The sequence below is a fragment of the Acetonema longum DSM 6540 genome (assembly GCF_000219125.1).
In the GTDB taxonomy this organism is placed as follows: Bacteria; Bacillota; Negativicutes; order Sporomusales; family Acetonemataceae; genus Acetonema; species Acetonema longum.
Window position 1 is genome coordinate 1 of sequence record NZ_AFGF01000025.1, and the last position, 25,419, is coordinate 25,419.

At 51.5% G+C, this 25,419-nt stretch carries 26 protein-coding genes and 1 riboswitch; all 26 genes read left to right on the plus strand.

The window, feature by feature from the left end; genetic code table 11:
* A partial coding sequence (locus ALO_RS03690) for a YeiH family protein (protein WP_004093049.1) occupies window positions 1-1,278 on the plus strand: 1,278 nt, incomplete at its 5' end.
* Between the two features lie 122 nt (window positions 1,279-1,400).
* Window positions 1,401-1,751 (plus strand): hypothetical protein, encoded by a 351-nt coding sequence (locus ALO_RS21680; RefSeq protein ID WP_004093051.1) that lies wholly within the window; start codon window positions 1,401-1,403, stop codon window positions 1,749-1,751.
* Between the two features lie 23 nt (window positions 1,752-1,774).
* Window positions 1,775-2,692, plus strand: a complete 918-nt coding sequence (locus ALO_RS03700; protein ID WP_040292667.1) for a hypothetical protein — start codon at window positions 1,775-1,777, stop codon at window positions 2,690-2,692.
* Window positions 2,689-4,317: a (Fe-S)-binding protein gene (locus tag ALO_RS03705; RefSeq protein ID WP_004093066.1), complete on the plus strand. Its 1,629-nt coding sequence runs from the start codon at window positions 2,689-2,691 to the stop codon at window positions 4,315-4,317. The genes ALO_RS03700 and ALO_RS03705 overlap by 4 nt, the downstream gene beginning before the upstream one ends.
* 176 nt (window positions 4,318-4,493) lie before the next feature.
* Complete coding sequence (locus ALO_RS03710; protein ID WP_004093068.1) at window positions 4,494-5,075, plus strand: RsbRD N-terminal domain-containing protein; 582 nt, start codon at window positions 4,494-4,496, stop codon at window positions 5,073-5,075.
* On the plus strand, window positions 5,059-6,675 hold the full coding sequence (gene dsrK / locus ALO_RS03715; RefSeq protein WP_004093072.1) for a sulfate reduction electron transfer complex DsrMKJOP subunit DsrK: 1,617 nt from the start codon (window positions 5,059-5,061) through the stop codon (window positions 6,673-6,675). The genes ALO_RS03710 and dsrK overlap by 17 nt, the downstream gene beginning before the upstream one ends.
* Window positions 6,668-7,069 (plus strand): sulfate reduction electron transfer complex DsrMKJOP subunit DsrJ, encoded by a 402-nt coding sequence (gene dsrJ, locus ALO_RS03720; protein ID WP_004093074.1) that lies wholly within the window; start codon window positions 6,668-6,670, stop codon window positions 7,067-7,069. Before dsrK ends, dsrJ begins: the two co-directional genes overlap by 8 nt.
* A gap of 5 nt (window positions 7,070-7,074) precedes the next feature.
* Window positions 7,075-7,824, plus strand: coding sequence for a sulfate reduction electron transfer complex DsrMKJOP subunit DsrO (gene dsrO, locus ALO_RS03725; RefSeq protein WP_040292677.1), 750 nt, complete (start codon window positions 7,075-7,077; stop codon window positions 7,822-7,824).
* A 126-nt stretch (window positions 7,825-7,950) separates the two neighbouring features.
* Window positions 7,951-9,165: a sulfate reduction electron transfer complex DsrMKJOP subunit DsrP gene (gene dsrP / locus ALO_RS03730; protein ID WP_004093078.1), complete on the plus strand. Its 1,215-nt coding sequence runs from the start codon at window positions 7,951-7,953 to the stop codon at window positions 9,163-9,165.
* Window positions 9,138-10,130: a sulfate reduction electron transfer complex DsrMKJOP subunit DsrM gene (gene dsrM / locus ALO_RS03735; RefSeq protein ID WP_004093080.1), complete on the plus strand. Its 993-nt coding sequence runs from the start codon at window positions 9,138-9,140 to the stop codon at window positions 10,128-10,130. The genes dsrP and dsrM overlap by 28 nt, the downstream gene beginning before the upstream one ends.
* 177 nt (window positions 10,131-10,307) lie before the next feature.
* Window positions 10,308-10,784, plus strand: coding sequence for an NADH-quinone oxidoreductase subunit NuoE family protein (locus ALO_RS03740; protein ID WP_004093082.1), 477 nt, complete (start codon window positions 10,308-10,310; stop codon window positions 10,782-10,784).
* A gap of 1 nt (window position 10,785) precedes the next feature.
* A complete protein-coding gene (gene nuoF, locus ALO_RS03745) occupies window positions 10,786-12,660 on the plus strand; it encodes an NADH-quinone oxidoreductase subunit NuoF (RefSeq protein WP_004093084.1) in 1,875 nt (624 codons plus the stop codon).
* 4 nt (window positions 12,661-12,664) lie between these two features.
* Entirely contained in the window at window positions 12,665-14,353 is a 1,689-nt protein-coding gene (locus ALO_RS03750; protein ID WP_004093086.1) for a [FeFe] hydrogenase, group A, read from the plus strand.
* 4 nt (window positions 14,354-14,357) lie between these two features.
* On the plus strand, window positions 14,358-14,609 hold the full coding sequence (locus tag ALO_RS03755; RefSeq protein ID WP_004093088.1) for a (2Fe-2S) ferredoxin domain-containing protein: 252 nt from the start codon (window positions 14,358-14,360) through the stop codon (window positions 14,607-14,609).
* A gap of 98 nt (window positions 14,610-14,707) precedes the next feature.
* Window positions 14,708-15,133: a flavodoxin gene (locus tag ALO_RS03760; protein WP_004093090.1), complete on the plus strand. Its 426-nt coding sequence runs from the start codon at window positions 14,708-14,710 to the stop codon at window positions 15,131-15,133.
* Between the two features lie 66 nt (window positions 15,134-15,199).
* The gene (locus tag ALO_RS03765; RefSeq protein ID WP_004093092.1) at window positions 15,200-15,463 is read left to right on the plus strand and encodes an STAS domain-containing protein; all 264 of its coding nucleotides are present in this window, start codon (window positions 15,200-15,202) and stop codon (window positions 15,461-15,463) included.
* Between the two features lie 140 nt (window positions 15,464-15,603).
* Window positions 15,604-15,879, plus strand: coding sequence for a metal-sensing transcriptional repressor (locus ALO_RS03770; protein WP_004093094.1), 276 nt, complete (start codon window positions 15,604-15,606; stop codon window positions 15,877-15,879).
* Window positions 15,880-15,894: 15 nt separating this feature from the next.
* Window positions 15,895-16,083, plus strand: a complete 189-nt coding sequence (locus ALO_RS03775) for a hypothetical protein (protein ID WP_004093096.1) — start codon at window positions 15,895-15,897, stop codon at window positions 16,081-16,083.
* Window positions 16,084-16,167: 84 nt separating this feature from the next.
* A riboswitch (cobalamin riboswitch) is annotated at window positions 16,168-16,350 on the plus strand.
* Between the two features lie 190 nt (window positions 16,351-16,540).
* Window positions 16,541-17,245 (plus strand): response regulator transcription factor, encoded by a 705-nt coding sequence (locus ALO_RS03780; RefSeq protein WP_004093098.1) that lies wholly within the window; start codon window positions 16,541-16,543, stop codon window positions 17,243-17,245.
* Window positions 17,246-17,306: 61 nt separating this feature from the next.
* Window positions 17,307-18,527 carry a HAMP domain-containing sensor histidine kinase gene (locus ALO_RS03785; protein ID WP_169313121.1) on the plus strand — a complete coding sequence of 407 codons (1,221 nt, stop codon included), beginning with the start codon at window positions 17,307-17,309 and terminating at the stop codon, window positions 18,525-18,527.
* Window positions 18,528-18,636: 109 nt separating this feature from the next.
* Window positions 18,637-20,199: an ABC transporter substrate-binding protein gene (locus tag ALO_RS03790; RefSeq protein ID WP_004093102.1), complete on the plus strand. Its 1,563-nt coding sequence runs from the start codon at window positions 18,637-18,639 to the stop codon at window positions 20,197-20,199.
* A gap of 33 nt (window positions 20,200-20,232) precedes the next feature.
* A complete protein-coding gene (locus ALO_RS03795; RefSeq protein ID WP_004093104.1) occupies window positions 20,233-21,813 on the plus strand; it encodes an ABC transporter substrate-binding protein in 1,581 nt (526 codons plus the stop codon).
* 183 nt (window positions 21,814-21,996) lie between these two features.
* Window positions 21,997-22,941, plus strand: coding sequence for an ABC transporter permease (locus ALO_RS03800; RefSeq protein ID WP_050806962.1), 945 nt, complete (start codon window positions 21,997-21,999; stop codon window positions 22,939-22,941).
* A complete protein-coding gene (locus tag ALO_RS03805; protein WP_004093107.1) occupies window positions 22,931-23,791 on the plus strand; it encodes an ABC transporter permease in 861 nt (286 codons plus the stop codon). The genes ALO_RS03800 and ALO_RS03805 overlap by 11 nt, the downstream gene beginning before the upstream one ends.
* 13 nt (window positions 23,792-23,804) lie before the next feature.
* Complete coding sequence (locus tag ALO_RS03810; RefSeq protein ID WP_004093108.1) at window positions 23,805-24,680, plus strand: ATP-binding cassette domain-containing protein; 876 nt, start codon at window positions 23,805-23,807, stop codon at window positions 24,678-24,680.
* The gene (locus ALO_RS03815; protein ID WP_004093109.1) at window positions 24,673-25,302 is read left to right on the plus strand and encodes an ABC transporter ATP-binding protein; all 630 of its coding nucleotides are present in this window, start codon (window positions 24,673-24,675) and stop codon (window positions 25,300-25,302) included. The genes ALO_RS03810 and ALO_RS03815 overlap by 8 nt, the downstream gene beginning before the upstream one ends.
* The last annotated feature ends 117 nt before the right edge of the window (window positions 25,303-25,419 follow it).

Consider the following 25,419-nt stretch of genomic DNA (forward strand, 5'->3'; position numbering starts at 1 on the left):
ATCCTGGCGTCCCTGGCATTCTTCACCGGCGCCTTTGGCATTTTTAAGTCCATGGCCGTAAGCGTGCCCGGCTGGTCCACTGATTTTGGCAAGGTAGCGGTCGCTTTGGTCGAAAGCTTCGGCGGCATCGTAACCCTGTTCTTTTTCTTCGGGGCAACATTCACTGTAGGCGCAAAAATAATGGGTTTCAACGTGCCAAAGTATGTACAGGGTTTTATCGTATTGTTCATCTTGTCCGTCCTTATCACTATTTTGGGTTCTAATCAATATATGAAGCAATATCAGTTGGAAACCCCGCTGCTGGCATTGGTCTTCGGCATGGTTGTCAGCAACCTGATGCCGCTTCCGGGCTGGTTCAAAGAAGCGTTAAGGACTGAATATTATGTAAAAACCGGGATCATTCTGATGGGCGCTACTCTGCCGTTTACGATTATCATGTCGGCGGGCCCGCTAGCCATCCTCCAGGCAACTATTGTTTCGGTCACGACTTTCTTCTCCATTTATCTGGCCGCTACTCGCCTGTTTAAGTTAGATCCGCGGTTTGGCGCCACTCTGGGCGCAGGAGGTTCTATTTGCGGCGTATCCGGCTCGATTGCGGTGGGGGGCGCCTGCAGGGCGGAAAAAGAGCACGTGTCCATTGCCATTTCAATGGTGGTAATCTGGGCGGTGATCATGATCGCCGTATTGCCCGGCTTTGCCCATAAACTGGGCATGGAGCCAGGGCCGGCCGGCGCCTGGATCGGCACATCTGAGTTTGCCGATGCGGCGGGGTTCGCTGCAGCGGAACAGTATAACGCCATCGCTGGCGTCAGCGGTGATACAGCAGTTAAAACCTTTACCCTGATGAAGGTGGTCGGCCGGGATATGTTTGTCGGCCTTTGGGCTTTGATGGTGGCGATCCTGTCGGTTACCGTCTGGGAGAAAAAGAGCCTGGCCGAGTCGGAACGGGTGGACTATGGTGAAGTTTGGCGCCGTTTTCCTAAATTTGTAATGGGTTTCTTTGCCGCCTCAATCCTCACAACTCTGATCATCGCCGCTTTAGACCCCAAAACCGCCGGAACCTACTCCAAAGATGTCCTGGGAGTCGTTAAAAATTTGCGGGGCTGGACCTTTACCTGGACCTTCCTCAGCATCGGTTTCACCACCCGCTTCCGGGAACTCACCAACTTTGGCTGGAAACCCCTGGCTGCTTTTGCTATCGGGGTTCTCATCAATGTTCCCCTGGGGTATTGGCTGTCGAATGTGGTGTTTGTTGACTATTGGATGGGCGTGAAATAAAATCTCCTACATCCCCCACATGGCAGGAAAGAATGGCCGGACCTGCAAGTCTGGCCCGACTTTTCTGCTATTTCAATACATGTACCCTATATAAAAAAATGGATGATAAAAGGAGGATGGCGATGCCAAGCCTGCATAATCATCAGACAACGCCGGTGGTCACTCATTTAACCAGAGTTTGTCTCAACCTGCCACCGGCAGAAGACTGGCATAAAGCAAAGGGGGCTCCTTTGACGCCGGACCAGGTCAGGCAGACGGGCAAACTGATGCAGGCGCGGATGGCGCGGGCAGCAGCCATGATGGAAGTAATGGCTGCTCTGGGGTTTGATTTTGAATCCGGCAAGAATGCGATTTTATGCTACTCCAACACTACGGAAGCGTATGAAATAAAACGAGCGCTGCGGCAGGCCGGCTTTCAGGACCGCGAGTTTCAAATCGTCCTGGAGTATACCCGGGGCTGGGGCATGCTGTAGTCTCAGACGCAGGAGGTGCTTTTGTGTATTCGATGAGTTGGTGGGCTGCCGGACCAATGGTCTATGCCGCGATCCTGATCTGTTTGATTGCAACTGGGTGCAAACTGGCGTTTTACGCCGGAATGCCGCGCCATTTGCGGTGGGATTTGTATCCGATACCGCATCAGGGGCCGATCGGGTCAAAATATCAGAAACAGGATTTTCATTCCCGCAAACCGCCGATTTTCCCCCGATATGAACTGATGGCCATGCTGCGGGAAATGGTCTGGATTCAAAAAGCCTTTGTTCATAATCGGAGATTATGGACCGGGTCCTTTCCCCTGCATATCGGGATCTATTTATGTGCTGCCTGGGTTGTACTGCTGATTGTTGGCGCCTGGGCAATCTCCGCCGGTCAGCCTGTGTCAGGCTGGACCGCTTTGCTTCAGGGATTGACTCAGGTGACCGGAGCGGCTGGGCTGTCAGCCGGTTTGTCCGGCAGCCTTTACCTGCTGCGGCTGCGCCTGGGGGATCAGGGGCTGCGGCAAATGTCCGATCCTGTTTTGTATGCCCAGCTGGGAATTATGATCCTGCTGTTCGGTTCAGGCCTGACCGCCTGGCTGACAGTTGATCGGTCTTTTATTTTAATCAGAGAGCATATTGGCTCCTTGCTCAGGCTCCGTCCCGCTGTCACTCATCCTTTGATTGCCTGGGAAATGCTGATCTTCAGCTTGTTTCTTCTGGTGCTGCCCTTTAGCCGGATGATGCATTATGCCGCCAAATACTTTCTTTATCACCGGATCATGTGGGATGATGAACCCATACAGCCGGGCAGCCCGTTAGAACAGAACGTATCATCCTCTCTGCACGGTCAGGTCAGCTGGTCTGCTCCCCATGTCAAACGGTGGGGGAACTGGCTGGAACAAGCGGCGGGAGCCCGGGAGGAAGGGGACGGCAAATGACAATGACATCGCAAGAAAAAGCAAAGCCAATCAAAATCGGCGACATCGGAACTGCGTGTGAAGTGCTCTGCCCTTTGACCCCGGCGGATTTGCCGCCTCTGGCCGGCGAGGAGCCGGAAGAAGCTTTCAAAGCCGTAAAGACCGGGGTCAGGGAAAAGTATGATTATTCTCTGGACGGATTTTCCGGGCTGAACCTGCCTGTGCCCCAGAGCCGGGAGGAAGAAGATGCGATTGTTCGGTCCTTCCTGAGGGGCCTGGAGAAGTTGTTCAGCCGTGAAAATAACTGGGGGTTTCTCCAGCCTACCACCTTAAGCACCGAGTATTGCATGCAGTGCAATACCTGTAATGACGCCTGTCCGATCTATCTGGAAAGCGGCAGGCAGGATATTTACCGTCCAAACTACCGTTCGGAAGTGCTGCGGCGCATCCGGCGCCGGTATTTTACACCGGCCGGTCGTTTGTTGGGGAAGTGGGCCGGCGCTGATGTGGAGCTGAACTGGCGGGTCGTATACCGTCTGGCTGAGCTGGCTTACCGCTGCAGCCTGTGCCGGCGCTGCGCCTCTGTCTGCCCGGTGGGTGTGGACAATGCCCTGCTGGCCAGGGAACTGCGTAAAGTGTTCAGCCAGGAAATGGGGATCGCACCGGAGGCCATCCACAAAGCCGGCACGGTGCAGCATCTGAAAACCGGTTCCACTACCGGCATGATGCCGCCGGCTTTTCGCGACACCATTGAATTTATCGAAGATCTCATCGAAGAAAGGACCGGACGGCGGATCACCATACCGGTCGATAAAAAAAATGCCGATATTTTGCTGATCCACAATGCGGGCGAATACCTGGCCTGGCCGGAAAATCCGGCGGCATTCGCCATTTTGTTTGACGCTGCCGGCATTAACTGGACCCTGTCCAGCGAAGCCATGGGCTATGAGGGAGTCAATTACGGGGTCTGGTATGACGATATTCAGTTTGCCCGGATTATTGCCGCTCAGGTGAAAGCAGCCAAGAATCTGGGTGCGGGCAAAATTGTCGTGGGCGAGTGCGGCCACGCCGCCAAGGGGTTATTGTGCATTGCCGATCGATTATTGACAGGAGACCTGTCCATACTCCGGGAAAGCTGCCTGCCGCTCTTAGAGTCGATTGTCACCGGCGGCGCGATAAAATTTGACCCCAGCCGCAACGATTTTCCCGTTACGCTGCATGATCCCTGCAATATCGTCAGGTTATTGGGCATTGTTTCGCCCCAGCGCAACATTCTCAGTAAAATCCTGCCGTCAGGACGCTTCCGGGAAATGCCTCAGGCCGGTATCGAAAATTACTGCTGCGGCGGCGGCAGCGGTTTTGCCATTATGAATTCACAGAACTTCCCGGAATGGCGCAACCAAGTGGCCGGCAGGCGCAAGGCGCGGCAGGTGCTGGAGACTTTTGCCGATTGCCTGGACCCGGCCATTCCCAAATACTACTGTGCCCCCTGCTCCAACTGCAAAGGTTCGGCCCGGGATATACTGCAGCAGCATTATGGCTTTAAGGAGAAATATAATATTCATTACGGCGGCCTGGTGGAGCTGATAGTCAATGCCATGCCGGGTCTGCCGCAGCCGTATATCAGTTGGGACGAAGAATTTTAACGGGACCGTTGAAAAAGGTCCATCTGCGTTGATGCTCCTGCGGGCGTGCGTTCGACGTACCCTGCAAACGTACAGTCTCACGCACGTCCTCGTCGAGCCTAGCATCTGAACCCTTTTGAACGGTCCCGGATTCGAGGCGGTAGATGAGTTTTCAATACATGAAGGAGGCAAGAACTGTGGGTAATCCGGAATGTTTGCGGGAATGGCTCAAGAAAAACAGGGATGCCCTGTTAAAGGACTGGCTGATCTGTTGTTTTGAAGTCTATCCGACCGGGACCGCCGGCTTTATGCGGGGGTCTGCCGGCAGCTTCGCCAATCCGGTGGGCAGCCGCACCTGTCAAAGCATTGCAACATTATACGACGGCCTTGTGGAGAACGTCGATACGGAAAAGTTGAGGGATTCTTTAGATTTGATTTTGCGGATACGGGCGGTGCAGGACGTGAAGCCGTCTCAGGCCATAGCTTTTATTCCCGGGCTGCGGCATATTTTGCAGTCCAATCTGATTACAGCCAAAAACGCCGGCGTCATCCAACAGGATTGGCCGGCTGCGGAGCTATGGCTGGAGCGGCTGATATTGCTGGCCTTTGACGTATATCAGGCATGCCGGGAAAATTTGCATCAAATCCAACTGGCAGCCTTGACCAAACGCTGTCAAACCATAGAGCGCATGATACTGGCCGCAGGTGACGGTGATGTGCCAGAGCGGGATCTGGCGAATACTGAGCGGGAGAGGTGTGAATATGGCAAAACTCCCTAAACCGGAAGAACTCATACAAGTGGATCATAGACCACCAAAATCCAACTGGATGGATACTCCGGTTCATTTTAAACCGGGCACCTGGCTGTATGCCGGGAAGGCGGAAAGCCTGCAGACCGTAGGTTTGGCCAATCCTCGCAAATGGTCTCCCGAGGATGCGGACTGGAAACTGCCGGAAGATTGGCGGGAAATCATCCTGGAAGGACTGCGGGAAAGGTTGAACAAATACCGTTCTTTACAGTTGTTTATGGATATTTGCGTCCGCTGCGGCGCCTGCGCCGACAAATGCCATTTCTATATCGGCTCGGGGGACCCCAAGAACATGCCGGTGTTGCGGGCGGAATTGCTGCGCTCGGTCTACCGGCGGGATTTTACCGCCGCCGGCAGGCTGCTGGGACGGTTGGCCGGCGCCAGGGAACTGACGGTGGATGTGATCAAAGAATGGTTCTATTATTTTTACCAGTGCACCGAATGCCGGCGATGTTCGGTTTTTTGTCCCTATGGCATTGACACGGCGGAAATCACTATGATCGGACGGGAACTGCTCAACCTGATCGGGGTGAATATCGACTGGGTGGCAACGCCGGTGGCCAACTGCTACATGAAAGGCAACCACTTAGGCATACAGCCTCATGGCCTGGTGGATTCCATGGATTTTCTGACCGAGAATATCCGGGATATCACCGGCATCACCATTGCGCCGGCCTTCAATCGCAAAGGCGCCGAAATCCTGTATGTACCGCCCTCCGGCGATGTGTTTGCCGATCCCGGCACTTATGGCCTGATGGGGCAGCTGATGCTGTTTCACGAGATCGGCCTGGATTACACCTTGAGCACCTATGCCTCGGAAGGCGGCAATTTCGGCTTGTTTACCTCCCATGAAATGATGCAGCGTCTCAATGCCAAAATTTACGCCGAAGCCAAGCGACTGGGGGTAAAATGGATTCTGGGCGGCGAGTGCGGCCATATGTGGCGGGTGATTCATCAGTATATGGACACCATGAACGGTCCGGCGGACTTCCTGTCTACCCCTGTGTCGCCTGTGACCGGTACGGTATTTGAACATGCCCGGTCCACCAAAATGATTCATGTGGCGGAGTTTACCGCCGACCTGATCAAACATAACAAGGTCACCCTGGACCCCAGCCGCAACGATTCACTGAAAGTCACTTTCCATGATTCCTGCAATCCGGCCCGGTCGGTAGGTCTCTTGGAAGAGCCCCGCTACATTCTGAAGAATGTCTGCCGCAATTTTTATGAAATGCCTGACGAGACTATCCGGGAAAAAACCTTCTGCTGTGGCGGCGGCGCCGGCCTGGGCGCCGATGAAAACATGGAGATGCGGATGCGGGGCGGACTGCCCCGGGCCAATGCCGTACAATATGTCCGGGACCGGCATGGCGTCAACATGCTGGCCTGCATCTGCGCCATTGACCGGGCTACTCTGCCGCCGCTGATGAACTATTGGGTCTCTGATGTGGAGGTATGCAGCCTGCATGAGCTGGTGGGCAATGCCCTGGTGATGACCGGCGAGGCAAACCGGGTCATGAATCTCCGGTTTGAACCTTTAGCCGGAGCGGAAGGTGCGCAAGATGCATAAGGCGCGCTATGTAATCATCGCCCTGGCCCTGTTTGTACTGGCGGCAACCGCGCCCTTCTGGTATAACGCCGTCAGTTCCCGGCCCCAGCCGGTCCTGAGCCTGCATACGCCGGCGATCAACCAGCTGACGGCCAAACAGTGTATTGAAGACGGCGAATTTATGCGCAAAAATCACATGAAGCTGCTGCGGGAATGGAAAGAACAGTCCGTGCGCCAGGGACAGACCGTGTATGTGGCCAAAGACGGCAGATTGTATCCCATGAGTCTGGAAAAAAACTGCCTGTCCTGCCACAGCAATAAACAGGAGTTTTGCGATTCCTGTCACAGTTTCGCCGGCATTGACACTCCTAATTGCTGGAGCTGCCATGCGGCGCCCAAGGGGGAGCAACCATGAGTTCCATGAAACTTAGCCGCAAAGAATTCCTCCGGCTCAGCGGCCTGTGCCTGGCCGGTCTGGGCGCATTGCCTTTAGTCCGGGGCTGGGCTCAGGGGGACCAAACCGCCGGGCCTGCGGCAAAACGCTGGGCTATGGCTGTGGACACAAGCAAATGCCGCCCAGGCTGTACCGACTGCATGCTTGCCTGCCATTCATTGCATAATGTGCCGCAGATTCCGAACGCTAACCATGAAGTGAAATGGATCTGGCCGGAAGGATATGATCGGGCCTTTGCCGGTGAAACCCATGACTGCATGAATGCCCAGACCAAGCAGCGCCAGGTGATAGTTCTCTGCAACCATTGCGACAATCCCGCCTGCGTCCGGGTTTGTCCGACCCAGGCGACCTTCAAGCGGGCCGACGGCATTGTCATGATGGATTACCACCGCTGTACCGGCTGTCGCTATTGTATGGCCGCCTGCCCTTACGGCGCCAGAAGCTTCAATTTTGTGGAGCCCCGCCAGTATCTGGCGGAAATTCGCGGTTCCTATCCCACCCGGACCAAAGGGGTGGTGGAAAAATGCAATTTTTGCAGCGAACGGCTGGCCGTAGGCCTTATGCCGGCCTGCGTGGAGGCCTGCAAGCATCAGGCGCTGATTTTCGGCGACCGCAATGACCCGGATTCACCCCTGCGGCAGGTACTGCAGGATAAGTACAGCATCCGGCGTAAAGAAAAGCTCGGCGCGCAGCCGAATGTTTTCTATCTGGTGTAAAGAAGCCAGGAAAGTAGACGCATTTCGGCTTTGTGGCAGGTGCAGATCATTGGTTTTACCCGAAACGCGCCTTACTTTCCTACTGCTTCGCGATACTTTGTATCACTTAGGGGGAGGACGCAAGATATGTTGGAACGGGCTTTTCGCAACTGCGGCCGGGGTTATTGGCTGTGGCTGGCCTTTTTGCTGGCGGCGGCCGCTATGGGTTTTCACTTCTATATGCGGCAATTCGCCGAAGGGCTGGGCATTACCGGGCTCAGCCGGGATGTTTCCTGGGGACTGTATATCGGTCAGTTCACCTTTTTTGTCGGGGTTGCCGCATCATCCGTTATGGTGGTCCTGCCACATTATCTGCATGGGGTAAAGGCGTTTGGCAGGATTACAGTTTTAGGAGAGTTCCTGGCGGTGGGGGCCGTGGTCATGTGCCTGCTGTTCGTGATGATCGACATGGGCATGCCCACCCGGCTGTTCAATGTCCTCATCTACGCCACTCCCACTTCACCGCTGTTTTGGGATATGAACGGCTATCTGGTTTTGAACCTGATTACCGGCTGGAATGTGCTGGAGGCGGAATATAAAGGCGCCCCGGTATCAGGTTGGGTCAAACCCTTGATTTATCTCTCCATTCCCTGGGCCTTTAGTATTCACACTGTAACTGCCTTTATCTACTCCGGCCTGCCGGGACGGGATTTCTGGCTGACGGCTCTGACGGCGCCCAAATTTCTGGCGTCGGCTTTTGCCACCGGCCCGGCGTTGCTGATCCTGCTTTGTTTCATCCTAAAACGGGCGGCGGGTTTTGACGCCGGACAGCAGGCCATACGCAGGCTGGCTCTGATCCAGACCTACGCCATGATCATTACAGTGTTCATGGTCGCGGTTGAATTTTTTACCGCCTATTACAGCCAGGTTCCCGGCCATGTGGAAGCATTGGACTATTTATTCTTCGGCTCCCCTAGCCATTCAGCCTATGTGGGGCTGATGCGGCTGTTCGCCGTTTTGTCTCTGGCGGCCCTCATTCTGCTGATCAACCGCGGTACACGGGAAAATGAGAAGACTCTTTTGCTGGCTTCAGTCTGTGTGTTTGCAGCCATGCTCATCGAAAAAGGAATCAGCTTTGTTCCGGGGGGATTTGTCAATCATCCCTTTGGCCAGAGCAGCGAATACCTGCCAACATTGCCGGAAGCAGGCATTATTGCCGGGGTATGGGCCATAGGCGCCCTGACGGTCAGCCTGTTTTACCGCGTCGTTGTCGCGGTAAAGGCCGATGAGAGTCAGGCACCGGATGCACTCAGGCCGGAAAGGGAGGGAAGCACATGGGCGTCACGTTCTCTCTCATCGTAATTGCAGCTTTGGTATGCGTCGTTTTCTTCGGCGTCGAATACCTGGGACTGACCTATCTGTTTGGCGTCATTATCCCTTATGCCGCCATCACCTTATTCATCGGCGGTTTCGTCTATAAGGTCCTGGACTGGGCCAAGGCGCCGGTTCCTTTCCGCATTCCCACCACCTGCGGTCAGCAAAAATCCCTTGCCTGGATTCAGCCGGCCTCTGTGGACAATCCTTTTAACACTGCCGGTGTTATTGCCAGAATGGCGCTGGAGATCCTTTGCTTCCGGTCTCTGCTTCATAACACTCGGCCATCCATCACAACCGGAGGCTGGCTGGTTTATCACTGGGAAAAGTGGCTTTGGCTGGCTGCCCTGGTCTTTCACTGGTCTTTGCTGATCGTAGTGCTGCGGCATTTGCGGTTTCTTATGGACCCGGCGCCGGCGCTTGTCCTTTCTCTCCAGGCCATGGACGGATTTTTCCTGATGGACCTCCAGGCGGTATACCTGACCGGCATTGCCTTGCTGACAGCGGTAACTTACCTGTTCCTTCGCCGGATGGCCATGGCGGGGGTCCGCTATATTTCCCTGGCCGCCGATTACCTGCCGTTGTTTTTGCTCATGCTGATCGCGGCCAGCGGACTGTTGATGCGATATTTTATCAACGTGGACGTTACCGCCGTCAAATCTCTGATGATCGGACTGATGACCTTTAAGCCGGCTGTTCCCGGCAATATCGGGATACTGTTTTATATTCACTTGTTTGCCGTCAGTCTGTTGATCGCGTATTTTCCCTTCAGCAAACTTATGCACATGGGCGGCGTATTTATGAGCCCGACCCGGAACATGGCCAACAATAACCGGGCGGTACGGCACGTGAATCCTTGGAATTACCCTGTGCCGGTTCATACTTATCAAGAGTATGAGGATGAATTCCGGGATAAAATGAAAAGCGCTGGGCTGCCCCTGGAAAAAGAATAGTTTTATGGATAAACGGGTTATTCGATGTTAAAGCCACATTGAGTAACCCGTTTTATCGTTTCATAATCAGAAATTAATAATGAGAAAACTTTCACAAATTTAAGTTGCAATCACTTGTGGGATCAGATACACTGAAAATGAGAAAAAATTCACAATATATTGTCGGGAGGTTACGCGATGCATGAAGTGACGGATTTTAGGGAGATGGATGAAATCCTGCAGAAGTACAGACATGAGCCGAGCAATATTATCGCGATATTGCAGGATACGCAAGGAAAATACAGATATCTGCCCCGGGAAGCACTGGTTTACCTTTCAGACAAGCTTGGAATCAGCACAGCCAAAATCTATAGTGTAGCGACTTTTTACGAAAACTTTTCCCTCAAACCGAAAGGCAAGTATGTGATAAAAATATGTGACGGAACGGCATGCCACGTCCGAAAGTCGGTTCCCATCCTGGAAAGGCTGAGACAGGAGCTCAGCCTTTCTGAAACCAGGGTGACCACCGACGACCTGCTGTTTACGGTGGAAACGGTTGCCTGTCTCGGCGCCTGCGGACTTGCGCCCGTGCTTACGGTCAATGATAAGGTGTATCCGGCGATGACGCCGGACAAAGCAAGCCAGCTTCTTGCGAAGTTCAAGGAGGAGAACTGAGATGCTTTTAAACCGGGAAGAACTGAAAACTGCCTGCGCCACGTATGAAAAGTCGCTTGAGACGCAAAAGAAGAAGATTCTGGTTTGCGCGGGGACGGGATGTGTGGCCGGCGGGTCGCTGGATATCCATGCCGAATTGATCCGATTGATGGAGGACCAAGGGATCCAGTGCTCGGTAAGCCTGGAAAAGGAGCCGCATAATGATGCGGTGGGCGTCAAAAAGAGCGGTTGCCACGGCTTTTGCGAAATGGGCCCGCTGGTGCGGATAGAGCCGCAGGGCTGGCTGTATATCAAGGTAAGACCGGAGGATTGCGCCGAAATCATCGCAGAGACAATTTTAGGCGGGAGGCTGGTAGACAGGCTTGCCTATCAAAAGGAAGGGCAAACCTATCCGACGCAGGAAGAAATCCCCTTCTACAAAAAGCAGACGCGGCTGGTGCTGGACCTCTGCGGACATATCGACGCCACTTCCATCGAGGAATACTTAGCGATCGGGGGATATCAGGCGTTTGAAAAAGCCCTTTTTGATATGAGCCCGGATGACATCATCAGGGCGATCGATCAGTCCAATTTAAGGGGCCGGGGCGGCGCCGGCTATCCGACCGGCCGCAAATGGTCGCAGGTCAGGCGGCAAAAAGACGCAGTCAAGTATATTGTCTGCAACGGTGACGAAGGCGACCCGGGTGCATTTATGGACAGAAGCATCATGGAAGGCGATCCCCACAGAATGCTTGAGGGGATGATGATTGCCGGCCTGGCCTGCGGCGCTTCGGAAGGGTACATATATGTGCGCGCCGAGTATCCCCTGGCGGTCAGCCGCCTGGAGAGAGCGATTGCTCAAGCCGGGGATTTCGGGCTTCTCGGTCAAAACATTCTGGGAACCGGCTATCATTTTAATATAAAAATCAACAAAGGCGCCGGCGCCTTTGTCTGCGGTGAAGGCAGCGCCCTTACCGCGTCTATAGAAGGAAAACGCGGCATGCCAAGGGTAAAGCCGCCGCGGACAGTTGAACAGGGACTGTTTGCCAAGCCTACCGTGCTGAACAATGTGGAAACTTTCGCCAATGTACCATTGATTATTCAAAACGGCGCGGGTTGGTATAAAGCGATAGGGCCGGAAAAAAGCCCCGGCACCAAGGCGTTTGCCCTGACGGGGAACATAGAGAATACAGGACTGATTGAGGTTCCGATGGGCACGCCACTGCGGGAGGTTATCTTTGACATTGGCGGTGGCATGCGTGGCGGCGCCGAGTTCAAGGCCGTACAGATAGGAGGCCCTTCCGGCGGCTGTCTGACCAAAGAGCATCTGGACCTGCCGCTTGATTTTGATTCGCTGAAAAAAGCGGGGGCAATGATCGGGTCCGGCGGGCTGGTGGTGATGGATGAACATACCTGTATGGTAGAGGTGGCAAGATTCTTTATGAATTTTACCCAGAACGAATCTTGCGGCAAATGTGTGCCCTGCCGTGAGGGAACCAAACGCATGCGGGAAATTCTGGAGGGCATCGTTGCCGGACAGGGGAATCCTGAGGATATCGACATGCTCCTGGAACTGGCTGATACCGTATCGTCGACGGCGCTGTGCGGCCTCGGCAAATCCGCCGCCTTCCCGGTTGTCAGCACCATCAAGTATTTCCGCGAAGAATATGAAGCTCACGTGGTGGAACGGCGATGTCCGTCCAAGATCTGCCAGAAATTAAGACGGATTTATATTGACCGGGAAATATGCCGCGGCTGCTCTAAGTGCGCCAAGCTGTGTCCGGTTGGAGCTATTTCCGGCAAGATCAAGGAGCCGTTTATGATCGATTCCGGGAAATGCATAAAATGCAGAGCCTGTATAGACTCATGCGCGTTTAAAGCAATAAAGGAGGACTGACACCGTGAGCACGGAGTTTATGATTATTGATAATCTGCCGGTGGAAATTGCCGGTGAAAAAAATATCCTGGATTTGATCAGAAAGGCGGGAATCGAACTCCCCACCTTCTGCTACTACTCGGAATTGTCGGTTTATGGCGCCTGCCGCATGTGCGTTGTGGAGGATAACCGGGGAGAGATTCATGCCGCCTGTTCCACACCGCCCCAGGCCGGTATGGAGGTGCGCACGAATACGCCCCGGCTTAGAAAATACCGAAAGATGATCCTGGAGTTGCTCCTGTCCAGTCATTGCCGCGATTGCACCACCTGCGAGAAAAATGGAAGATGTAAGCTTCAGGAACTGGCCCAGCGTTTTGGCATAAAGCAGGTACGGTTTGGCAATACATTCGGGGAGGCTGAACTTGATACCTCGTCACTCTGCATTGTCCGGGACAAGAGCAAATGTATCCTGTGCGGCGACTGTGTGAGAATGTGTGATGAAGTACAAAATATCGGCGCCATCGATTTTGCTTTTCGTGGCTCAAAGATGTGCGTCAGCACGGCGTTTGACGCACCAATAGCCACGACCAACTGTGTGGGGTGCGGCCAATGTGCGGCTGTCTGTCCCACAGGGGCGATCGTTGTCAGAAATGATACGGTGAAGCTGTGGCAGGACATAAGCGATAAGGATACCAAAGTGGTCGTGCAGATAGCTCCCGCCGTCAGAGTCGGCATCGGGCAAGAACTGGGCCTTGCCGACGGGGAAAATGTGATGGGCAGAATCGTCGCCGCCCTGAAGAGAATCGGGTTTGACGAAGTGTTTGACACTTCGACCGGCGCCGATCTTACGGTGCTGGAAGAAGCCGGCGAATTTACGGCGCGGCTGCAGAAAGAGGAAAAGCTGCCCTTATTCACCTCGTGTTGCCCGGCATGGGTAAGGTATGCTGAATTGCATTATCCTCAGCTTATGTACAAGATATCCACCTGCCGTTCGCCGATGCAGATGTTCGCCAGTGTAATGAAAGAGCATTACGGTCATTCCCACCGTAAGGTTGTCGTTGTGGCGATCATGCCCTGTACAGCCAAGAAGTATGAAGCGGCGCGGGATGAATTTAAAAAAGATGGGGTTCCCTATGTGGATTATGTTATTACCACCCAAGAGCTGATCCAAATGATTCGGGAAGCCGGCATCGTCTTTTCCGAAATTGAGCCGGAGGCTGTGGATATGCCGTTTGGCGCCGCCAGCGGCGCCGGAGTGATATTCGGGGTGACGGGCGGTGTTACCGAAGCGGTAATCCGGCGCATTGCCGACGATAAATCGGTTTCCGCCCTGCGGGCCATCGCTTTTACCGGCGTCCGGGGTCTGCAGGGAGTCAAGGAAGCAAGTATCGTCCTTGACGGCCGCGAGGTCAGGATTGCAGTCGTAAGCGGTCTCAAAAACGCGGATAGCTTGATCCATAAGATTCGCAGCGGCGAAAAAAAATATGATTTTATTGAAGTCATGGCCTGTCCCGGCGGCTGTATCTGCGGCGCCGGGCAGCCGGTTGCCGGACGGGAAGGGAGAAATAAAAGGAGCGTGGGGCTGTATGAGGCCGATCGAATGAGCAGCATCAAACGCTCGGAAGAAAATCCGATCATCATGGCGCTTTATGACGGGCTGCTGAAAGGCAACATACACAGGCTGCTCCATGTGGATTATGTTAGAAAGGCGTGACAATATGATCAAGGTCAGCGTTTGCATAGGCAGCGCCTGTCATATCAAAGGCTCCTATAATGTGCTGAATTCCCTGCAGCAATTGCGCGAAGAATACGGGCTGGCGGACCAGGTTGAGATTAACGCGATTTTTTGCCTGAATCATTGCACAGAAGCAGTATCTGTACAAATCGATGACGGTGCGGTCCATAGTGTTTCCGGATCAACGGCGCGGGACTTTTTTATCAAAAATATTTTGCCTTACGCTAGTCCATGAGAAAGAAATAGCTGTTGATCAAAGAGGTCTTTACAATTTCTCATAATGCGGTATAATGATAATGAATATCATTATCATTATACCAAGGAGGGATTACCGTGAAGAAAGTAACAATTATCTATTGGAGCGGTACAGGCAACACGGAAATGATGGCGCAAGCCGTAAAAGAAGGAGCGGAGCAGGGCAATACAGTAAAACTGCTAAGAGTGGAAGACGCGACCCAACAGGATGTGGCGGCAGCGGATGCCGTAGCCTTTGGCTGCCCCTCCATGGGGTCAGAGATGCTGGAAGAAGGGTACATGGAACCATTTGTAGCTTCCTTGCAGGATGTGGATTTTTCCGGTAAGACCGTAGCCTTATTCGGATCCTATGATTGGGGCGACGGGCAGTGGATGCGGGAATGGGCCGACCGTATGAAGGGGTACGGCGCCAATGTAATCGGCGAGGGGCTGACCATACAGCTTACGCCGGATGCAGACGGGCTGCAGGAATGCAAAGCTTTAGGGGCAACACTGGGTAAGTAACCGGCACACTGGCTGAATGGTTATACTAGTGCCGCTTGCGCCACAAACGCCGGGAGAGTGGAAGATATGTCAATTTGGGTAAAGGCGGATTCGCAGCAGGTATATATTAACATAAGCGGTGATGTTTTTACGGAACATATCGAACTTTTACAAAGCAGCCTGCTGGAGCACCTGTATTATGGTTACAGGCGGATTGTTCTCAATATGAACGATGTGAGGAATTTTGACCATAATGGCCTTGCTATGTTGCGCTTTGTTCGCGAGCGGTTTGCCAAATACGGCGGTGTGATCATTTTGGAAGATGCCAAAGGGCATGTTGGCGAATTTTAAAAGAAAATATTATGTTAAAAACAGATGCCTCAAGGCATCTGTTTTTCATTTTAAGGCGCAGAGTGTGTTCTTTACCCGCTTTTGCCTTGACAATATCCTCCCCGGGGGGATATTATGGAGCTGGAGGAGGGATACCTTTTATGCAAAATCATACACATGCTCATCAGAAACAAGTTACAAACAGACTGTCGAGAATTGAAGGACACGTTCGATCAATTAAGCAGATGGCTGCTGAAGGCCGTGACTGCCCTGAAATATTACTTCAGATTGCAGCGGCTCGAAAAGCTCTAGACAATGCTGCGAAACTCATATTGAAAGATCATCTTGAACACTGTCTTATTCATGCGGTCAATGAGGGCAAACAAGAAAAGTTTCTTAAAGATTTACAAGAGGCGATTGACCACTATATTAAGTAAATAGGAGGGGGGATAATGAAGGCTTTTCTGATAGTTGCGGCTTTGATGGCTATTCCATCCGTAGCCTTGGCTCACTCTGGTACATTATTTAAGATAGCAGTAAATTATATTCCAATAATATTAGCTGCCGTTCCCATGCTGTTGAAGCTATTTTCCAAGCTGGTTTCAAAAATATATTCTTTTTTCATGGAAGAACATAAATAAAAGTAAAAACAAGACAACCGCGCTCGACAGTAAGCAACACCTATGCTAAAATTTAAAATAGCAACGAAAATGCAAGAAAAGACAAAAAAATAATTTGGTGCAGGTGCCTTTCGGGGCTTAATAGGGAAGACCGGTTAAAGGCCGGCGCGGTCCCGCCACTGTAATGGGGAGCAAAGCCATGATATGCCACTGGAGCGTAAGTTCCGGGAAGGTATGGCAAGAGCCACGATCCAGAGCCAGGAGAACTGCCTGCATGACAATCACCGTTTGACCTGCGACAGACAGGGAGGGAATTTATCGAAATAATCTCGGCTTTTTAATCGGAATATTTCGTAGATAGATTATTCTAAAATGGGACCTCCCCCTGTTGCTGCAGGGAGGGTCTCATTTTTTAATTTCATGGCCGCCGCTTAAATTGACGCAGGACAATTCTGCCGCACTTACTAAGGAGCTGATTATGGGTAAGCAAATCAAAATTTTAATCGTTGACGATAATGCAGATATTCGTGATATTGTTTCTATTTTACTAAGCGATATGAACTATACAGTGCTTAAAGCAGAGGATAGCGCTGCCGCCATGAAGCTGCTGCTGTTAAATCCCAATATCGATCTCATAATTCTCGATATTATGCTGCCGGATCAATCCGGCTTTGATGTGTGCCGGGAAATGCGCCAAAAGACAATGGCACCTATTTTGTTTCTAACCGCAAAAGCCCATATCGCCGATAAGAAATATGGGTTTGATTGTGGTGGAGATGATTATTTATTAAAGCCGTTTTCTTCCATAGAGTTGTCGGCAAGGGTACAGGCGCTGTTGCGCCGCTACGCCGTATATCAGGGGAAAAGCGCGAATCAGGCTAACGAATATATCAAGATACGGGAGCTGCTGGTACATCCGACAGCAGGTGAAGTATCGGTCGCAGGGATTGATATTTTGCTGCGCCACATAGAATATCAATTATTGGTTTTATTGGCCAAGAACCGGGATCAAGTATTTTCTGTTCAAACTATTTACGAAACAATTTGGCAGGAACCATTTATGCCGGCATCCAGTAATACTGTTATGGTGCATATCAAAAATTTACGGCAGAAGATTGAAAAAGATCCGCAGAATCCGAAATATATTGTTACGGTTTGGGGGAAAGGATATAAACTTATTTAAACAATCGGTCTATATGCAGCTGAATGTTAAGTTGATTCTGTGCCTCATGATTTCTTTCTTCGTGTCTGTTTTGCTTTTTCTCTGCTTACAGGCCGGTGCAGGCATATGGATCGAAAAAAGGCTTAGGCAGCCGCAGTTTGTAAAAGAACAGTTGCAAGAGGAGGTATCCCGGCTGCAGGCTTATATTCTGGAAGAGAATGTATCTGTTTTGGATTTTCACAAGTTAAACAAATGGGTGGCCTCAAGGAAGATTACCATGATTTCCATGTATCAGAACGGCAGGCTTATCTATGACTCCAACGCGAGCGGCCTCGGGGCGGAGCCGCCCCCGGGTGATGCGCTCTATCCGCTTCATTTTCATGATGCGGATGTGATGGTCAGTATCACTTCTTTTCTGAAACATCGCTATGAAGATATTGCTACATATATGAATCTGGTAATATTTTTTTTCGTATTTTTATTGATCATGTTATCTTTCGTTCGTCAAAAGACCTTGTATATTCACCGTTTGGATCATGAAATAAAATTGATGCAGGGCGGAAACCTGGATTTCCCCATCACCGTAAAGGGCAATGATGAGCTTGGTTCACTGGCGCGGGATATTGATAACATGCGGCGCTCCCTGCTTCTGCAGAACCAACGGCAGGAGCGCCTGGAAACGGTTAACCGCAATTTTGCCACAGCAATATCTCATGATGTCCGCACCCCGCTTTCCGCTTTAATCGGTTATCTGGAAATTATGATTCAGAAAAAAAATCTCAGTGACGAGCAAAGGCGTCAGTATTTGCATACCTGTCAGGAAAAGGCCTGGCAATTAAAAAAGCTGACTGACAATATGTTTGAGTATCTGGTTACTGCGTCTGATGATGACGCTGCCGGATTGAACACGAATATTGATCATAGTTTGCTGGAGCATCTTATTTATGATGGTGTTCTGCTCCTTGATTTTCATGGTTTTATTACCGAATTTACCAAGCCTGAAAATATACACTATAGTATCAGTTTTCCGATTGACAGCCTGCAACGAATTTTTGACAATATTTTTTCAAATCTTATTAAATATGCTGATCCGGCAAAAGTGGTATCAATTTCCGCCTTTATTGATCATACTTCACTGTATATCAGCTTCAGCAATACTGTCCGCGCTGCTGCCAGTCAGACAGCAAGTACCGGTCTGGGGTTAAAAACCAGTAAAAGCCTGCTGGCGCAAAACGGGGGCAGCCTGGTCATTGCGCAGGATGAAGCTGTATATACCCTGACGATCGAATTGCCCGTCAACTGATTGAACCGGTTGCTGATTGCAATAGTTCTTAAATAATCTGAAATATAGACATCATCCATTGCCTTATGCCAGTCGTAACGCTATATTTAATCAATAGGGGGAGATAAGCATGAAAAAGATTTTATTGTTAAGTTTGGTGCTTATTCTTGTTTTTATTGCGGGATGCGCATCGCCTAAAAATCCAGAAAAGATAATAAAAGACGAGATTACAATTTCCGCGGGAGTGAATTTGGTGGCTGGCGGCTATGACCCGACCGCGGGTTATGGCGTCTGGGCGCCGGATATCTTTCACAGCCATTTGTTGCAGGTGAAAGCGAACAACCAATTGGAAAACGATTTAGCCACATCTTATGAGGTTAGTCCGGATGGCTTAATTTACACGTTTAAAATACGAACCGACGCCAAATTTGCGGACGGGCACCCTCTGACCTCTGATGATGTGGTCTTTACTTTCACGACGGCAAAAAGTAAAGCCTCTGCGGCTGACCTGACTATGCTGGATTCCATTGAAGCATTGGACGAGCATACGGTTGTTTTTCATTTAAAGTATCCCTGGTCGACTTTTGTCTTCCACCTGAGTGAAGTCGGAATTGTGCCTAAGCATGCCTATCATAGCAATTACGGCGATCATCCGGTAGGATCCGGCGCCTGGAAAGTCGTGGAGTTTGCCAAAGAGCAGCAGCTGATTCTCATGCCCAATGAGCACTATTACGGGATAAAGCCGAAGTTTAAAAAAGTAACGATTTTAAAACTGGATGAAGATGCTGCCCTGGCGGCTGCCAAATCGGGGCAGCTGGATTTGGTGCTGATTGAATCTGAGTTTGCCAAGACGGACGTTGCCGGGATGAAGCTTTACAGGATGGCGGCGATGGATGCCTTGACAGTTAATTTGCCTACGATTCCGGAAATGACTGACGCCGCCGGGAAAAAAGCCGGCAATACGGTGACGGGCGATCCTGCCATCCGTAAAGCGCTGAATATCGGGATCGACCGACAAACCATTATCGATAACGCGTTGAGCGGTTTTGGCCAGGTGGCTTACGGCGCGGCGCCGGCGCTTCCCTGGAGCAATGGCGATACGTTTCAGGACAATCGGGTGGAAGAAGCGAAAAAGCTGTTGGAAGCAGCGGGCTGGAAAGACGCTGACGGCGACGGCGTTCGCGAAAAGAACGGGCTCAGGGCGGAATTTGTGATTACCGGCCGCAGCAATGATCAGGCCCGCTATAATACTGTCGTTGCTCTTGCGGAAGATGCGAAAAAGCTGGGGATAAAAATTATACCGAAATCCGCGCCATGGTCAGAATGCCGGGAAGCGAGAAACATACCCACTTGCTGGGTTTTTGGACAGCCCAATCCGATCGAGTTTTACCGCTACTATGATTCTTCTCAAATCGGCAAGGCTGTGATTGGCAATCCCGCATCCTATGCAAACCCGGAAGTTGACGCCGTTGTCAAAAAGGCCTTGACGGCCAAGAACATGGAAGAAGCGAACCGGTATTGGCAGGAAGGCCAGACGCTTGCGCAAAGGGATGTGCCGTATTTGTGGATTGCTCGTCCTGACGTGACTTATCTGATAAGGGAAGGGCTGCAGCTTCCCTCCCTGAAAAAACTGCCGACGCGTGGTCAGGGGATTTCGATCGTTGAAAACATGAACGAATGGTTTTGGGAATAACATCCTGAAATAGGCTGAAAGTGGAGTGAGGTTATGAACAAAGGCTGGAATGTTTTTTGGATGATTGTTCTGGTTTTGCCAATGCTGGTCAGCTGCGGCAGGGTGGAACCAGTACAGAACGAAAAAGAAGAAGTGACGATATCGGTTGGCGATTTAGCGCTTTCGCAAAAATATGATCCCATTGCCGGCTATGGCGTCTGGTTTCCGCCGCTTTTTCACAGCTCGTTGGTGAAAGTCAATCATCACAATCAAATCGAAAGTGATTTGGCCGAAAAATATGAAGTCAGTTCTGACGGGCTGGAATATACTTTTTATCTGCGCAAAGGGGTAAAATTTTCTGACGGCAGCCCTTTGAAAGCTTCCGATATCATTTTTACTTTCCGGAAAGCGCAAGCCACTCCATCCTCCGCTGATACGTCAATGATCGAAAAAACGACGGTCATTGACGACAACACCGTTGTGTTCCGGTTAACCAGGCCATGGTCCATGTTTCCGTACAATGTAAGCGAGATCGGCATTGTCCCGGAAAAAAGCTACGATGAAAACTATATCAAGAATCCCATCGGCAGCGGCCCCTGGAAAATGGTTCATTTCGAAAGGGAACAACAACTCATTATTGAAGCGAATGAGCATTATTATGGTCCTAAGCCCAAGCTGAAAAGAGTGACGATTATTAAGCTGGATGAAGATGCGGCCCTGGCAGCCGCCCAGTCGGGCAAGCTGGATCTGCTGTGGATTAACGCCGAGTATGGCAAGCATAAGGTTGCCGGTATGCGCTTGGCCGAGATACCGACCATTTCCGGCCTGGTATTTAATCTCCCCACAACGCCGGAATATACGGATGAAAAAGGATTTGTCCGCGGAAACCGCGTTACGGCAGATCCGGCAATCCGCAAAGCTTTAAACATCGGCATTGACCGCAAGCGGATTATTGAAAATGCATTCAATGGCTTTGGCACTGTAGCGACCGGATTTTCGCCGAAATTGCCGTGGGCCAACCCGGAGGCGCTTTTCAGTGATAACCGCCGGGAAGAGGCCAACCAAATTTTAGCGGAGGCCGGCTGGCTAGATGCCGACGGTGATGGGATCCGCGAAAAAGACGGTATCAAGGCCGAATTTGTCATTACAGGCCGCAGCAGTGATCTTGAGGTGTATAATCTAGCCGTGGCGGCCGCCGAAGACGCTAAGCAATTAGGCATTCATATTATTGCCAAAAGCGAGGCCAAATCGGAAGCGCTTAAAAATGCTCCCAGAATACCGACAGGCTGGATCATCGGCCGCTACACGCCTTTGGAATTCTATCGCTATTATGAATCCAACCAAATTGGCGCTGCCGGCTATGGCAATCCGGCAGGCTATAGAAATCCGGCTTCCGATGAATATGCGGCAAAAGCGCTGCGGGCGCTTTCCCAAGAGGAAGCGAACCGGAATTGGCGTTTGGCTCAATGGGACGGGAAAAATGGCGTTCTTAACGACTATCCCTACTGGTGGATCGCTTACAGCAGCATGGTTTTTTTTGTCCGCGACGGGTTGGACCTGGGCGAACAAGGCGCTCCCCACCGTACTCAGGGAGCAATGGTGCTGAGTAATTTGCACGAATGGGAGTGGAAGTAGAAAAGAGAAATTCAGTATGCCTGTTCATGAGGATGGGGGAACGGGGATAAGGAGCCCGCAAGCTATCCTCATAAACAGGTTTTATTTTGATAATAGAGCTATGGCGTTTACAGACATTGCGTAGAAAGGAGAATCCGGGTGAATAAAGGGTTGACTGACTATTTGAGCAGTACGCTGGTGAGAATGATTACCCTGCTTATCGCTGTGAGTTTGATTAGTTTCATTCTGGTTGTTTCTTCGCCAATCGATCCTGTTGATGCGTATTTAGGAGACATCAATGTATCGGAAGAGCAAAGGGAGAACATTGCCGAATACTGGGGCCTTAACAAATCGCCGGTTGAGCGTTATATAATCTGGATAGGCCATATTTTTCAGGGAGACATGGGGGAATCGATTACCTACCGTCAGCCGGTACTGAAGATTATCGGCGAGCGCTTTCAGGCGTCTCTTGCGTTGATGGGGCTTGCCTGGGTGCTTTCCGGCGTTTTGGGCTTTGCACTGGGAGTTATCGCCGGGGCGAATAAAGACAGCTGGCTGGACCGGGGCATCAAGACTTTTTGCTTGATTTTGGCATCAACGCCTGTGTTTTGGCTGGGCTTGCTGATGCTGATGGTTTTTGCCATTCAGCTGCAGTGGTTTCCATTGGGGCTGGGGGCCCCGATTGGTAAATTGTCATATGAGATTACCTGGGCAGACCGGCTTTATCATTTGATTTTACCCGCAGTCACTTTGAGCGTTACCGGCGTTGCCGGGATTGCGCTCCACACCCGCCAAAAATTAATCGATGTTCTCAAGAGCGAATATATCCTTTTCGCCAAAGCCCGCGGGGAAAAGCCCCGGGAGATCATTTGGCGCCATGGGCTGCGCAATATCGCCCTGCCGGGCATTACTCTGCAATTTGCATCCATTAGTGAACTGTTTGGCGGTTCGATTTTGGCCGAGAAGGTTTTCTCTTATCCCGGCCTGGGCAATGCGGCGACTGTCGCAGGCTTGAAGGGCGATGTTCCTTTGTTGCTGGGAATTGCATCGTTCAGCATTCTTTTCGTATTTACCGGCAACTTTATGGCCAATGTCATTTATGGAATTGTCGATCCGCAAATCCGGGAAGGAGGCAGTCATGGAAAGTAATACGGCAACAGTGGCGGTTTCTGCCAAATGGGGGATCAATCACCGGCAAAAAGTCCTTTTGGCAATTGCGGCCGGCCTGCTGATTTTGACCGCCATCACCCTCGGGGGCATCCTGATGGACCCGGTTTCTTACGGGCCAAATTACGCATTGAAACGCCTGGCCCCTTCGGGTGAACATCTTTTTGGAACGGATTATTTAGGACGCGATATGTTTTTTCGTACCGTTGCCGGGCTTTCGATGAGCATTCGGATCGGTTTGCTGGCAGCAACAGTCAGCTCGGTCATTGCGCTTGTCCTTGGCAGTTTGTCGGCGGTCTTTGGCGGCAAGGTAGATGCTGTGGTGAATTGGCTGGTCGATCTTTGCATGGGCATTCCGCATATGATTCTGCTGATTTTAATATCGATTTCGCTTGGCGGCGGTGCGGTTGGCGTGATTGCAGGGGTTGCAGTGACGCATTGGCCAGGTTTGACGCGGGTTATCCGGGCCGAAGTCATGCAGGTAAGGTCGGCTCATTATGTACAAGTGGCCCGCAAGATGGGGAAAAGTCCGTGGTATGTGGCCGGCCGCCATATCATTCCGCATGTTTTTCCCCAGTATGCGGTCGGGTTAATTTTGTTGTTTCCCCATGCCATCCTGCATGAGGCGGGAATCACTTTTCTTGGCTACGGCCTGCCGCTGGATGTGCCGGCGGTTGGAATCATTTTATCCGAGTCCATGAAACATCTGGCGACAGGGATGTGGTGGCTGGCTTTTTTCCCTGGTTTGGCTTTGCTGCTGGTTGTGATGCTGTTTGATTTAGTCGGGGATTATTTGAAAGCCTTGATCGACCCCTACAGCGCGCATGAGTAAGGGAGGGACGAAAATGGTTGCAGGGCAAAAGACCGTGCTTTTGGATGTACAGGGACTATCCGTAAGTTTTGAAAGCTACCATGCCTTTTTAGAAAAGCGGGCAAGCCAAGTGATTTCCGATTTAAGCGTGCAGGTTTACGCCGGGGAAATCCTGGCGGTCGTGGGCTCCAGCGGTTCAGGCAAAAGTTTGCTGGCTCACGCCATCATGGGCATTCTCCCGGACAATGCCAGGACCGGCGGGAGCATGGCCTACAAAGGGAAAGAATTGAACCGGGAATACCGGGAAGCGCTGCGTGGCAAAGAGATTGCATTCATTCCCCAATCAGTGGCTTATCTGGATCCCCTGATGCGGGTGGGCGGACAGGTGCGGGGTATTGTCGGAGAAAAACTGCGGGATGCGCAAGAGAAGGCTTTCGCGAAATATCGCCTGGATTTGCAAGCGGCAAATCTTTATCCGTTTCAACTCTCCGGCGGCATGGCGCGCCGGGTTTTGATTTCAACCGCGGTGGTCACCGATGCCGAACTGATTATTGCCGACGAACCGACGCCTGGTCTGGATTTAGCAATTGCCGTTCAGGCGCTGCAGGATTTCAGGGAATTTGCCGACCAGGGTAAAGGCGTTTTGCTGATTACCCATGATATTGATTTGGCCTTGCATGTGGCGGACCGCATTTCTATCTTCCACAGCGGCACGGTGATTGAGACGGCACAGCGGGAAGAATTTTCCGGCGACGGGGAAGGGTTAAAGCATCCTTACAGCCGCGCTCTTTTCCGCGCTCTGCCGCAAAACGGATTTCAATTGCCTTACTGCCCTAAATGCGGCGCAAGTTGCGCCGTTTGGGAAATTTCCCGCACAGAAATGAGGTGTGCCTGTGGCAGCCATGATTGAAGTGAATCATGTAAGCTTTCGTTACGAAACGGCCCCGTGGGTGCTGAAGGACGTGAGCCTGGCCATTGAGGAGGGGGAGCGCGTCGCTTTAGTCGGTCCCAGCGGCTACGGGAAAAGTACGCTGGCCAAAATCATCGCCGGCTATCTTCAGCCGCTGGAAGGGGAAGTTCTCTGGGAGGGCAAGCCGTTGCCCCAATATGGGTATTGCCCGGTGCAACTGGTCTACCAGCATCCGGAAAAAGCGTTGAATCCCCGCTGGAAGATGAAGTTGTCCTTAGCGGAAAGCGGCGTATCTGATCCTAGGATTCTGCAGGAGCTGGGAATACAGCAGCAGTGGTTGGAGCGCTGGCCCAATGAGCTTTCCGGCGGTGAACTGCAACGTTTTTGTGTGGTCCGGGCATTAGGGGAAAAGACCCGCTTTTTAATCGCTGATGAAATGAGTACAATGCTGGATGCGATGAATCAGGCGCATATCTGGCGGTTTCTGCTCCGGCACGCAGCCGAAAAAAAGATGGGAATGATTTCGATTACCCATAATCTATATTTAGCGGAGCAAGTGGCGGATCGAATTATTGACGTACCTTCCATCAACCGGATTCAGGTGAAGGCAGAGAATTTATAAAGTCTCCTTGCTGTCATCAGCCCGGAATTTCGAGAAGGATTCCTTTTTGCCATGCAGGCACTATGATCGGATAAAATGATCCTAATTCTGCGTTGACGGCAGGCTGGAATAGGAGTA

Bases quoted from the DNA above. Each gene is read 5' to 3' on its own strand.
- ALO_RS21680 (WP_004093051.1), top strand. From the start codon at position 1,401: ATGCCAAGCCTGCATAATCATCAGACAACGCCGGTGGTCACTCATTTA.
- ALO_RS03705 (WP_004093066.1), top strand. From the start codon at position 2,689: ATGACAATGACATCGCAAGAAAAAGCAAAGCCAATCAAAATCGGCGAC.
- dsrK (WP_004093072.1), top strand. From the start codon at position 5,059: ATGGCAAAACTCCCTAAACCGGAAGAACTCATACAAGTGGATCATAGA.
- dsrJ (WP_004093074.1), top strand. From the start codon at position 6,668: ATGCATAAGGCGCGCTATGTAATCATCGCCCTGGCCCTGTTTGTACTG.
- dsrO (WP_040292677.1), top strand. From the start codon at position 7,075: ATGAAACTTAGCCGCAAAGAATTCCTCCGGCTCAGCGGCCTGTGCCTG.
- dsrP (WP_004093078.1), top strand. From the start codon at position 7,951: ATGTTGGAACGGGCTTTTCGCAACTGCGGCCGGGGTTATTGGCTGTGG.
- dsrM (WP_004093080.1), top strand. From the start codon at position 9,138: ATGGGCGTCACGTTCTCTCTCATCGTAATTGCAGCTTTGGTATGCGTC.
- ALO_RS03740 (WP_004093082.1), top strand. From the start codon at position 10,308: ATGCATGAAGTGACGGATTTTAGGGAGATGGATGAAATCCTGCAGAAG.
- nuoF (WP_004093084.1), top strand. From the start codon at position 10,786: ATGCTTTTAAACCGGGAAGAACTGAAAACTGCCTGCGCCACGTATGAA.
- ALO_RS03755 (WP_004093088.1), top strand. From the start codon at position 14,358: ATGATCAAGGTCAGCGTTTGCATAGGCAGCGCCTGTCATATCAAAGGC.
- ALO_RS03765 (WP_004093092.1), top strand. From the start codon at position 15,200: ATGTCAATTTGGGTAAAGGCGGATTCGCAGCAGGTATATATTAACATA.
- ALO_RS03770 (WP_004093094.1), top strand. From the start codon at position 15,604: ATGCAAAATCATACACATGCTCATCAGAAACAAGTTACAAACAGACTG.
- ALO_RS03775 (WP_004093096.1), top strand. From the start codon at position 15,895: ATGAAGGCTTTTCTGATAGTTGCGGCTTTGATGGCTATTCCATCCGTA.
- ALO_RS03780 (WP_004093098.1), top strand. From the start codon at position 16,541: ATGGGTAAGCAAATCAAAATTTTAATCGTTGACGATAATGCAGATATT.
- ALO_RS03790 (WP_004093102.1), top strand. From the start codon at position 18,637: ATGAAAAAGATTTTATTGTTAAGTTTGGTGCTTATTCTTGTTTTTATT.
- ALO_RS03795 (WP_004093104.1), top strand. From the start codon at position 20,233: ATGAACAAAGGCTGGAATGTTTTTTGGATGATTGTTCTGGTTTTGCCA.
- ALO_RS03800 (WP_050806962.1), top strand. From the start codon at position 21,997: ATGATTACCCTGCTTATCGCTGTGAGTTTGATTAGTTTCATTCTGGTT.
- ALO_RS03805 (WP_004093107.1), top strand. From the start codon at position 22,931: ATGGAAAGTAATACGGCAACAGTGGCGGTTTCTGCCAAATGGGGGATC.
- ALO_RS03810 (WP_004093108.1), top strand. From the start codon at position 23,805: ATGGTTGCAGGGCAAAAGACCGTGCTTTTGGATGTACAGGGACTATCC.
- ALO_RS03815 (WP_004093109.1), top strand. From the start codon at position 24,673: ATGATTGAAGTGAATCATGTAAGCTTTCGTTACGAAACGGCCCCGTGG.